This window comes from Bartonella sp. AP9QHHD (assembly GCF_042195625.1).
Lineage (GTDB): Bacteria > Pseudomonadota > Alphaproteobacteria > Rhizobiales > Rhizobiaceae > Bartonella.
In genome coordinates this window covers 23,641-33,483 of the sequence record NZ_JBHIOP010000089.1, presented here as the reverse complement: position 1 = coordinate 33,483, position 9,843 = coordinate 23,641, and the positions used below count along the sequence as shown (strand labels likewise).

Genomic DNA, 9,843 nt, shown 5'->3' with positions numbered 1-9,843 from the left:
CTTCGTTTTGCTATTCGTGAAGGTGGTCGTACTGTTGGTGCCGGTATCGTCTCTAAGATCATTGAATAAATAATGCTTGTTGAGTGCTTTGATTATTGAAGGCACTTTGTATAACAGGGAAATAAAGAGCATGAACAGTCAGAATATTCGCATTCGCTTGAAAGCGTTTGATCATAGAATTCTTGATACGTCGACGCGTGAGATTGTATCGACTGCTAAACGTACCGGTGCAAATGTCCGTGGTCCCATTCCGCTTCCGACGCGGATTGAGAAGTTTACGGTCAATCGTGGACCGCATATCGATAAGAAAAGTCGTGAGCAGTTTGAGATGCGAACACATAAGCGTCTTCTTGACATTGTTGATCCAACGCCGCAAACAGTGGATGCGCTTATGAAGCTCGATCTTTCTGCTGGTGTGGATGTAGAAATTAAGCTCTGAGGTTTGAGGACAGAAGGAACAGACCCGATGCGTTCAGGTGTAATAGCACAGAAGCTGGGCATGACCCGTATTTATAATGATGCTGGTGAGCATGTGCCGGTGACGGTACTTCGTTTGGAGAATTGTCAAGTCGTTGCTCAGCGTACAGTTGAAAAGAATGGTTATACTGCTGTTCAATTAGGTGTAGGCTTTGCTAAGGTTAAGAATACTTCACAAGCTCTTCGTGGACATTTTGCTAAGGCTTCTGTTGAGCCTAAAGCCAAAATAGCAGAGTTTCGTGTGAGTCCCGACAATCTTCTTGATGTTGGTACTGAGATTACAGTGGAACATTTTGTTCCAGGACAAAGAGTTGATGTGACTGGTACCAGTATTGGTAAGGGGTTTGCTGGTGTTATGAAACGACATAACTTTGGTGGACATCGTGCTTCTCATGGTAATTCGATTACACATCGTGCTCATGGTTCTACAGGGCAGTGCCAAGATCCTGGTAAAGTTTTTAAAGGTAAAAAAATGGCTGGCCATATGGGGCAAGTGCGTGTAACAACACAGAATATTGAAGTTATTTCCACTGATAGTGAGCGTGGTTTAATTTTAGTGCGTGGTGCTGTTTCTGGTTCTAAAGGTTCTTGGATTTTGATACGGGATGCTGTGAAGAAGCGTCTTCCTGATAATGCTCCAAAGCCTGCTGGTATTCGCCGTCTTGTGAAGGAGAAAGCGGAAATGGTTACTCCGGTGACGGAAACCTCTGAGGTTGAGGGAGCCTAATAATGGATCTTGTAATTAAAACTCTTGATGGTAATGAAGCTGGCAAATTAAAGGTTTCTGAAGCTATTTTTGATCTTGTTCCGCGTGAGGATATTTTGCAACGTGTTGTTCGTTGGCAGCTTGCACGTCGTCAGCAGGGAAGTCATCAATCCCAAGGTCGTTCTGATGTGTCGCGAACAGGGGCAAAAATGTTTAAACAGAAAGGAACTGGGCGTGCTCGACATTCATCTGCACGTGCACCGCAGTTTAGGGGTGGGGGTAAGGCACATGGACCGGTGGTTCGTAGCCATGCGCATGATCTTCCTAAAAAGATTCGTGCTCTTGGGTTACGTCTTGCTTTATCTGCAAAATTAAAAGCAAAAGATTTAATTATTGTGGATGAGTTGACTGTTAAGGATGCTAAAACGAAAATGCTTGTTTCTCATTTTTCTAAGCTTGGATTTAATAACGCTCTCTTGATTGATGGTAAAGAGATTGATATTAACTTTCTTCGTGCAGCCTCTAATATCCCTAATATTGACATTTTGCCTATTCAGGGAATTAATGTTTATGATATTTTGCGTCGCAGCAAACTTGTTTTATCAAAAGCAGCTGTTGAGGCTCTTGAGGAGCGTTTTAAATGACAGATCTTCGCCATTATGATATAATTATTAGTCCAGTTATTACTGAAAAGGCGACTATGATTTCTGAATATAATCAAGTTGCTTTTAATGTCGCGCCGAAAGCGACGAAGCCTGAGATTAAGGCTGCTATTGAAGCGCTTTTTAGCGTAAAAGTTAAAGCAGTTAACACGATAGTCCGTAAGGGTAAAGTGAAGCGTTTCAAAGGTATAGTTGGTCGGCAGAGTGATGTCAAAAAAGCGATCGTAACTCTGGCCAGTGGTCAGACTATCGACGTTTCGACAGGTCTTTAAGAGGCTCGGAGATAGGAATAATGGCACTTAAGCAGTTTAATCCAACGACACCTGGGCAGCGTCAGCTTGTTATTGTGGAACGTTCTTGTCTTTATAAGGGAAAACCTGTAAAGATGTTAACTGAAGGTTTGTCTTCAAAGGGTGGACGTAATAATCGCGGTCGTGTTACTGCTCGTTTTCAGGGTGGTGGACATAAACGTAGTTATCGGTTTGTCGACTTTAAGCGTCTTAAACGTGATGTTTCAGCAAAGGTTGAGCGTTTAGAATACGATCCTAATCGTACCGCTTTTATTGCTTTAATCCGCTATGAGGATGGGCAATTGAGTTATATTCTTGCACCACAGCGTCTTGGTGTTGGTGATTCTGTTATGGCTGGTTTAAATGTGGATGTTAAACCAGGTAATGCTATGCCTCTTGCTAATATGCCTGTAGGTACAATTATTCATAATGTTGAGATGAAGCCAGGGAAAGGCGGACAGATTGCACGTTCAGCAGGTGCTTATGCGCAGTTGGTTGGACGAGATCATGGTATGGCTATTCTTCGTTTAAATTCTGGTGAGCAGCGTTTGGTTCCGAGTAGCTGTTTTGCAACTGTTGGCGCTGTTTCAAATCCTGATCATGGGAATATTAATGATGGTAAGGCGGGGCGGTCACGTTGGCGTGGTAAACGTCCACATGTTCGTGGTGTTGCTATGAACCCCGTTGATCATCCACACGGTGGTGGTGAAGGTCGTACATCGGGGGGGCGCCATCCAGTTTCTCCCTGGGGTAAACCTACGAAAGGTAAGCGTACGCGCTCCAATAAAGCCACTGATAAATTTATTATGCGTACGCGTCATCAACGCAAGAAATGAGAAAGGTAGTCTGAGGTGGTTCGTTCAGTGTGGAAAGGTCCGTTTGTTGACGGCTATCTTCTTGGTAAAGCAGAGAAGGTACGTGCAAGTGGGCGCAACGAAGTTATAAAAATATGGAGTCGTCGCTCTACTATTTTACCGCAATTTGTTGGTTTAACTTTTGGTGTTTACAACGGTAATAAGCATATTCCTGTTTCTGTTTCTGAAGAGATGGTTGGGCATAAGTTTGGTGAGTTCGCTCCTACCCGGACTTATTATGGTCATGGTGCCGATAAGAAAGCGAAGAGGAAGTAGGAATGGGAAAAGCTAAAGTTTCGCGCCAGCTTAAAGATAATGAAGCAAGAGCTGTCACGCGGACAATTCGTGTTAGTCCGCAGAAGCTTAATTTAGTTGCTGCAATGATTCGTGGTAAAAGAGTTAATGTAGCGCTCGCTGATTTGATGTTTTCACGCAAGCGAATTACTGCTACTGTGAAAAAAACGCTTGAATCAGCAATTGCAAATGCAGAAAATAACCACGATCTTGATATTGATTCGCTTGTTGTGGCGGAAGCTTATGTTGGTAAGTCGATAGTGATGAAGCGCTTTCATGTTCGTGGTCGAGGGCGTGCTAGTAGAATTGAACGTCCATTTTCGCATCTTACTGTTATTGTTCGTGAAGTTACCGAAAAAGTGGAGGCCGCGTAATGGGGCAGAAGATCAATCCAATAGGACTTCGTCTTGGTGTTAATCGGACTTGGGACTCTCGTTGGTATGCTGATAGTGGTGAATATGGGCGCCTTCTTCATGAAGATTTGAAAATTCGTTCATATGTGCTTGAGGAACTTAAACAGGCGGCTATTTCTAAGGTTGTTATTGAGCGTCCTCATAAAAAGTGTCGTATTACAATTCATTCTGCACGTCCTGGTTTGATTATTGGTAAAAAGGGTGCTGATATCGAAAAGCTTCGTCGTAAGCTCTCAGAAATGACGGATGCTGAAACTTCATTGAATATTGTGGAGATTCGTAAACCGGAGATTGATGCGACAATTATTGCGCAATCAATTGCTCAACAGTTAGAGCGTCGTGTTGCTTTTCGTCGTGCAATGAAGCGTGCTGTTCAGTCTGCTATGCGTCTTGGTGCGGAAGGTATTCGTATCAATTGTTCTGGCCGTCTTGGTGGTGCTGAAATTGCTCGTATGGAATGGTATCGTGAAGGTCGTGTTCCACTTCATACCTTGCGTTCTGATGTTGATTACGGTACAGCAGAAGCTAAGACCGCTTATGGTATTTGTGGTATTAAGGTTTGGGTCTTTAAGGGTGAGATTCTTGAGCATGATCCGATGGCTTCAGAACGTCGTGCTACGGAAGCTGATCAATCTGGTTCTTCATCGAATCGTCGCCGCGAAAATGCTTAGTTTTTGAGATTGAACTAAAATTTGGAGTAGAGAACAATGTTGCAGCCAAAGCGCACAAAGTTCCGTAAACAGTTCAAAGGCCGTATTCACGGTTTTGCGAAGGGTGGTACGGATTTGAATTTCGGTGCCTACGGTTTGAAGGCTGTTGAGCCGGAGCGGGTTACTGCTCGTCAAATTGAAGCGGCGCGTCGTGCGATTACACGTTATATGAAGCGTTCTGGTCGTGTGTGGATTCGCATTTTTCCAGATCTTCCGGTTACATCTAAACCGACTGAAGTTCGTATGGGTAAAGGTAAGGGAAGTGTTGATTATTGGGCTGCACGTGTTGCTCCTGGGCGCGTCATGTTTGAGCTTGATGGAGTTCCGGAGGATGTTGCACGTGAAGCACTAAGATTGGGTGCTGCAAAGTTGCCTATAAAAACGCGTTTCATCCAGCGTATTGCTGAATAATGAGGTTATAAGCGATGAGAGCCACAGAATTACGGGCGCAAACGCTCGACCAAATGAAAGATGAATTGGCTAAGTTAAAGAAAGAGCAATTTAATTTGCGTTTTCAAAAAGCAACAGGTCAATTAGAAAAGACTGCGCGCGTTAGACAAGTTCGTCGTGATATTGCGCGTATTAAAACTTTTCTTCGTCAAAAGATAAGTGAAAGTAAGGTTTAAGGAAATAAGAGATGCCTAAACGCGTTTTGCAGGGTGTTGTTATTAGCGACAAAAGTGATAAGACTGTTGTTGTCAAAGTTGAACGCCGTTATTCTCATCCGCTTCTTAAGAAGACTGTTCGGCAGTCTAAAAATTATAAAGCGCATGACGAAAACAACCAATTCAAGATTGGGGATCAAGTTTCTATTCAGGAATCTAGACCAATTTCGAAAGATAAATGTTGGATTGTTGTAAAAGACAATGTAGCGTAATGAGTTAAGCTTATTGTTTTAGAATTTAACAGTGTGGTTATCATTGATAAATTTGAAGGCGATAACTTTATCGTTATTTGGCAGGCAAATCCGAGTGTGTAAAAGATTCAATCGGATATATGTGTTAAGAGAAGGTGGCCAGTCATGATTCAGATGCAAACAAACCTCGACGTTGCTGATAATTCTGGAGCGCGTCGTGTCATGTGCATCAAAGTGTTAGGCGGTTCAAAGCGGAAATATGCTTCGGTCGGTGACATTATTGTTGTTTCGGTTAAGGATGCAATTCCTCGTGGCCGTGTTAAAAAAGGTGATGTTATGAAAGCTGTTGTGGTTCGTACTGCTAAGGATATTCGTCGCGCAGATGGTAGTGTCATTCGTTTTGATAGTAATGCTGCGGTTTTAGTAGATAATAAAAAAGAGCCGATCGGTACTCGTATCTTTGGACCTGTTCCCCGTGAATTGCGTGGTAGGAATCATATGAAGATCATCTCGCTTGCTCCTGAAGTTCTGTAAGGAGTAAATGTTATGCAGAAGATTCGAAAAGGTGATAAAGTTGTTGTTTTGTCCGGTAAGGATAAAGGATGTAGTGGTGAAGTAATTAAGGTTAGTCCAAAAGAGAATAAGGCTTTTGTTCGTGGGATTAATATGATTAAACGTCATCAACGTCAAACGCAGAAGCAAGAAGCTGGAATTATTTCTAAAGAAGCTCCGATTCATCTGTCTAATTTGGCGATTGCTGATCCTAAAGATGGTAAGCCTACACGTGTAGGCTTTCGTATGAATGCAGATGGTAATAAAGTTCGTTTTGCCAAGCGTTCGGGAGAGTTGATTAATGGCTGAGGAAAGACAAATACCGCGTATGAAAGCGCATTATTTTGAAGTGATTCGTAAAGTGCTTCAAGAGAAGTTTAATTACAGAAATGCGATGCAAATTCCGCGGATTGATAAAGTTGTAATAAATATGGGGATAGGTGAAGCAACTGCTGATTCGAAGAAGCCTTCCTTTGCCGCTGAGGATTTAGGGCTAATAACGGGTCAGAAGGCTGTTGTTACGCGTGCGCGTAATTCTATTGCGACCTTTAAGGTTCGTGAAGGAATGCCTCTTGGGGCTAAAGTTACATTGCGTAAAGATCGTATGTTTGAGTTTTTAGATCGTCTTGTGACGATTGCTCTTCCGCGGGTTCGTGACTTTCGTGGTTTAAATCCAAAGAGTTTTGATGGTCGTGGCAATTTTGCTATGGGTATTAAAGAACACATTGTGTTTCCAGAAATCAACTATGATAAAGTTGATCAAATTTGGGGTATGGATATTATCGTTTGTACGACAGCAAAAACGGATGATGAAGCTCGTGAGTTATTGCGTGCTTTTAATTTTCCTTTTCGTTCGTAACGGCAAACGTAGTGAGGTGAAATTATGGCCAAAGTAAGTGCCGTTGAAAAAAATAAGCGTCGTGAGGTGATGGTAAAGCGCTATGCTGCCCGTCGTGCACGTTTGAAAGCAATAGTTATGGATCAGAAGGTTTCTCTTGAAGAACGTTTTAAAGCTTCTGTTCAGCTGGCAGAGTTGCCGCGTAATTCTTCGAAAGTTCGTATTCGTAATCGCTGTGAGGTTTCAGGTCGTCCGCGGGCTTATTATCGTAAATTAAAAATGTCGCGAATTGCGTTGCGTGAGCTTGGCTCTATTGGCTATATTCCTGGTATTGTAAAGTCTAGTTGGTAAGAGGAGATTATTTAATGTCTATGTCAGATCCTCTTGGTGATATGCTAACACGTATTCGTAATGCACTTGGTCGTAAAAAAGGTAAAGTAGTTACTCCAGCTTCGAAGCTTCGTGCGCACGTTCTTGATGTTCTTCAGTCGGAAGGTTATATTCGTGGATATAATCAAATTGATTTAGGTGATGGGAAAGCTGAGATTGAAATCGAATTGAAGTATTTTGAAGGGCTGGCTGCTATTCGTGAGATTTCACGTGTATCAAAGCCAGGGCGTCGTGTGTATGTTTCTGCTAAGTCACTTCCTCAGGTGGCAAATGGCCTTGGTATTTCGATTTTATCGACTCCTAAAGGTGTCATGGCAGATCATAAGGCGCGTGAACAGAATGTTGGTGGAGAACTCCTTTGTCGTGTTTTCTAAGTTATGTCAAGAAAACGGAAGAAAAAGTAGGTTAGAACAATGTCTCGTATTGGAAAGAAACCCATTTCAATTCCTTCTGGAGTTACTGCTACTGTTGAAGGTCAGCTGGTTAAGGCAAAAGGTCCAAAAGGTGAGCTGAGTTACGTCGTCAATGATGAAGTCTTAGTCAAACTTGAGGAAAATATCATATCAGTTATGCCGCGGGATCAGTCAAAAGATGCGCGTTCTAAATGGGGTATGTCGCGCTCAATGATTGAGAACATTTTTTGTGGTGTGAAAGATGGTTTTGAAAAGAGGTTGGAGATTAATGGGGTTGGTTATCGTGCTGCTTTGCAGGGTAAGGATGTTCAACTATCTCTGGGCTTTTCGCATGATGTGGTTTATAAAGTTCCGTCGGGTGTTACTGTGACTGTTCCTAAGCCAACGGAAATTGTTGTTTCTGGAATTGATAAACAGCAAGTTGGACAAGTTGCAGCGGAGATTCGTGAGTATCGTAGGCCTGAGCCTTATAAAGGTAAAGGTGTTAAGCATGCAGATGAACGTATCTTCCGTAAAGAAGGTAAAAAGAAATAAGGATTTTGTATTATGGTTTCATCTAAGGACATTATCCAACGTCGTGCAAGGCGTGTTCGTCGTAGAATTAAAATGGTTTCTCATGATCGTCCTCGGCTTAGTGTTTATCGTTCAAATCAGAACATTTATGCTCAAGTTATCGATGATTTGCGGGGATGTACACTTGTTTCAGCCTCTACTCTTGAAAGTGATTTGAAAAAATCGTTAAAGAGTGGTGCTGATAAAAAGGCGGCCTTTGCTGTTGGTAAGTTAATTGCTGAGCGTGCGAAGAAAGCGGGTGTTAATGAGGTGGTTTTTGATCGTGGAGCGTATGTGTACCATGGTCGCGTCAAAGCTTTAGCTGAAGCTGCTCGTGAAGGTGGTTTGAATTTCTAAAATTTCTTATTTATGAATGAGTAAGGAGAGTTTAGAGTATTTCGTTTAAGTTCTTCCAGTTTGATGAGGGACTTTGTTATCGTGCTTCCGGAAAAGAAAAAGGAATGAGGAATGGCACAAAAAGAACGTGGTGAGAGAGAAGAACGCGATAATGAATTTGTCGATAGGCTCGTTCATATCAATCGTGTTGCTAAAGTTGTAAAGGGTGGTCGGCGTTTTGGTTTTGCTGCTCTTGTTGTCGTTGGAGATCAAAAAGGGCGTGTGGGTTTTGGACATGGTAAAGCCCGTGAAGTTCCAGAAGCCGTTCGTAAAGCAACGGAATCTGCGAAACGTGGGATGATTTATGTTCCGCTTCGGTCTGGGCGTACATTGCATCATGATCTTGAAGGTCGTCACGGAGCTGGGCGTGTTTTGCTACGTTCGGCTTCTGCTGGTACTGGTATTATTGCTGGGGGACCGATGCGTGCTATTTTTGAAGCTCTTGGTATGCAGGATGTCGTTGCAAAATCACTAGGGTCGTCGAATCCTTATAACATGGTTCGTGCAACATTTGATGCATTGAAACATCAAATGCATCCTAGAGATATTGCTGCTCAACGTGGTATAAAGTATTCGACTTTGCAGGCGCGTCGTCGCCATTTAGTCGACCTAGAAGGGTAGTTTCTGAGATTATCAGAAAAGGAATTAGGAAATGGTTCAGAAAAAATCTCAGAGTGGTAAAACTGTGACGGTGGAACAAATTGGAAGCCCTATTCGAAACTCACAGATTCAGCGTGCAACCTTAAAGGGGCTTGGACTAAATAAAATGCGTCGTCGGCGCGTTTTAGATGATACACTTTGTGTGCGGGGTATGATTGCTCGGGTTCGGCATCTTGTTCGCGTTATAGATGAAGGTTAAGGGTTGCGGGAGTATTAGATATGAAACTCAATGAACTGCGTGATTGCGAAGGCGCAACAAAAAATCGTAAGCGTGTTGGGCGTGGTATTGGTTCCGGTACGGGTAAGACTGGTGGACGTGGTGTAAAAGGGCAAAAGTCACGTTCTGGTGTTTCCCTTAATGGTTTTGAAGGTGGGCAAATGCCTATCTATCGTCGTTTGCCAAAACGTGGATTTAGGAATTTCTTTGCTAAAACCTACAATGAAGTTTCACTGGGACGTATTCAGTTGGCAGTTGATGCAGGTAAGTTGAATATTGAAAAGCCTGTTGATATGGTTTCTTTGAAAGAGGCTGGTATTATTCGTCGTGAAAAAGATGGGGTTCGTCTTCTTTCTGATGGTGATTTGAAGGCTAAGATTACCTTTCATGTTTCTGGTGCTTCACAAGCTGCTCGTGTTAAGATTGAAAAAGTGGGTGGTCAGGTTATTCTTCCTGATATTGCTCGATAATTTTTTGATATGAATAGAGACCTAAAGAAGAATAATATCTGTTTTGTGGGATCTTTTGTGGAGAATTGTTTAAGTTCTGCATTTGTTTGTGTA

21 protein-coding genes and 1 pseudogene are annotated in these 9,843 nt (G+C 42.6%); all 22 read left to right on the top strand.

Features of this window, described 5'->3' with window-relative positions:
- Positions 1–69: pseudogene (locus tag ACFIK4_RS07810) on the top strand (elongation factor Tu); the annotation flags it as partial.
- A 61-nt stretch (positions 70–130) separates the two neighbouring features.
- Positions 131–439 carry a 30S ribosomal protein S10 gene (rpsJ, locus tag ACFIK4_RS07805; protein WP_005773267.1) on the top strand — a complete coding sequence of 103 codons (309 nt, stop codon included), beginning with the start codon at positions 131–133 and terminating at the stop codon, positions 437–439.
- Positions 440–466: 27 nt separating this feature from the next.
- Entirely contained in the window at positions 467–1,204 is a 738-nt protein-coding gene (gene rplC / locus ACFIK4_RS07800; protein WP_273791404.1) for a 50S ribosomal protein L3, read from the top strand.
- 2 nt (positions 1,205–1,206) lie between these two features.
- Positions 1,207–1,827 (top strand): 50S ribosomal protein L4, encoded by a 621-nt coding sequence (gene rplD, locus ACFIK4_RS07795; RefSeq protein WP_375650443.1) that lies wholly within the window; start codon positions 1,207–1,209, stop codon positions 1,825–1,827.
- Entirely contained in the window at positions 1,824–2,117 is a 294-nt protein-coding gene (locus ACFIK4_RS07790; protein WP_273723987.1) for a 50S ribosomal protein L23, read from the top strand. The genes rplD and ACFIK4_RS07790 overlap by 4 nt, the downstream gene beginning before the upstream one ends.
- Positions 2,118–2,137: 20 nt before the next feature.
- Complete coding sequence (gene rplB / locus ACFIK4_RS07785; RefSeq protein ID WP_375611474.1) at positions 2,138–2,971, top strand: 50S ribosomal protein L2; 834 nt, start codon at positions 2,138–2,140, stop codon at positions 2,969–2,971.
- A gap of 15 nt (positions 2,972–2,986) precedes the next feature.
- Complete coding sequence (gene rpsS, locus ACFIK4_RS07780) at positions 2,987–3,265, top strand: 30S ribosomal protein S19 (protein ID WP_004855734.1); 279 nt, start codon at positions 2,987–2,989, stop codon at positions 3,263–3,265.
- Between the two features lie 2 nt (positions 3,266–3,267).
- On the top strand, positions 3,268–3,657 hold the full coding sequence (rplV, locus tag ACFIK4_RS07775) for a 50S ribosomal protein L22 (protein WP_375675686.1): 390 nt from the start codon (positions 3,268–3,270) through the stop codon (positions 3,655–3,657).
- Positions 3,657–4,367 (top strand): 30S ribosomal protein S3, encoded by a 711-nt coding sequence (gene rpsC, locus ACFIK4_RS07770; protein WP_273791408.1) that lies wholly within the window; start codon positions 3,657–3,659, stop codon positions 4,365–4,367. Before rplV ends, rpsC begins: the two co-directional genes overlap by 1 nt.
- A gap of 36 nt (positions 4,368–4,403) precedes the next feature.
- Positions 4,404–4,817, top strand: coding sequence for a 50S ribosomal protein L16 (gene rplP, locus ACFIK4_RS07765; RefSeq protein ID WP_375611475.1), 414 nt, complete (start codon positions 4,404–4,406; stop codon positions 4,815–4,817).
- Positions 4,818–4,831: 14 nt separating this feature from the next.
- On the top strand, positions 4,832–5,032 hold the full coding sequence (gene rpmC / locus ACFIK4_RS07760; RefSeq protein WP_375606714.1) for a 50S ribosomal protein L29: 201 nt from the start codon (positions 4,832–4,834) through the stop codon (positions 5,030–5,032).
- An 11-nt stretch (positions 5,033–5,043) separates the two neighbouring features.
- On the top strand, positions 5,044–5,283 hold the full coding sequence (gene rpsQ, locus ACFIK4_RS07755; RefSeq protein ID WP_012231991.1) for a 30S ribosomal protein S17: 240 nt from the start codon (positions 5,044–5,046) through the stop codon (positions 5,281–5,283).
- A 144-nt stretch (positions 5,284–5,427) separates the two neighbouring features.
- Entirely contained in the window at positions 5,428–5,796 is a 369-nt protein-coding gene (gene rplN, locus ACFIK4_RS07750) for a 50S ribosomal protein L14 (RefSeq protein ID WP_004855715.1), read from the top strand.
- A gap of 12 nt (positions 5,797–5,808) precedes the next feature.
- Positions 5,809–6,123: a 50S ribosomal protein L24 gene (gene rplX / locus ACFIK4_RS07745; protein ID WP_015856579.1), complete on the top strand. Its 315-nt coding sequence runs from the start codon at positions 5,809–5,811 to the stop codon at positions 6,121–6,123.
- Entirely contained in the window at positions 6,116–6,673 is a 558-nt protein-coding gene (rplE, locus tag ACFIK4_RS07740) for a 50S ribosomal protein L5 (RefSeq protein WP_375675683.1), read from the top strand. The genes rplX and rplE overlap by 8 nt, the downstream gene beginning before the upstream one ends.
- A 24-nt stretch (positions 6,674–6,697) precedes the next feature.
- Entirely contained in the window at positions 6,698–7,003 is a 306-nt protein-coding gene (gene rpsN, locus ACFIK4_RS07735) for a 30S ribosomal protein S14 (RefSeq protein WP_273791412.1), read from the top strand.
- Positions 7,004–7,017: 14 nt separating this feature from the next.
- Positions 7,018–7,416 carry a 30S ribosomal protein S8 gene (gene rpsH, locus ACFIK4_RS07730; RefSeq protein ID WP_375629006.1) on the top strand — a complete coding sequence of 133 codons (399 nt, stop codon included), beginning with the start codon at positions 7,018–7,020 and terminating at the stop codon, positions 7,414–7,416.
- Positions 7,417–7,455: 39 nt separating this feature from the next.
- Entirely contained in the window at positions 7,456–7,989 is a 534-nt protein-coding gene (gene rplF / locus ACFIK4_RS07725) for a 50S ribosomal protein L6 (protein WP_273791413.1), read from the top strand.
- Between the two features lie 12 nt (positions 7,990–8,001).
- A complete protein-coding gene (rplR, locus tag ACFIK4_RS07720; protein ID WP_273791414.1) occupies positions 8,002–8,364 on the top strand; it encodes a 50S ribosomal protein L18 in 363 nt (120 codons plus the stop codon).
- 111 nt (positions 8,365–8,475) lie between these two features.
- Positions 8,476–9,024: a 30S ribosomal protein S5 gene (rpsE, locus tag ACFIK4_RS07715; RefSeq protein ID WP_015856574.1), complete on the top strand. Its 549-nt coding sequence runs from the start codon at positions 8,476–8,478 to the stop codon at positions 9,022–9,024.
- Between the two features lie 31 nt (positions 9,025–9,055).
- Positions 9,056–9,262, top strand: coding sequence for a 50S ribosomal protein L30 (rpmD, locus tag ACFIK4_RS07710; RefSeq protein WP_375611481.1), 207 nt, complete (start codon positions 9,056–9,058; stop codon positions 9,260–9,262).
- A gap of 20 nt (positions 9,263–9,282) precedes the next feature.
- Positions 9,283–9,750: a 50S ribosomal protein L15 gene (gene rplO / locus ACFIK4_RS07705; protein ID WP_375613141.1), complete on the top strand. Its 468-nt coding sequence runs from the start codon at positions 9,283–9,285 to the stop codon at positions 9,748–9,750.
- Positions 9,751–9,843 lie beyond the last annotated feature (93 nt).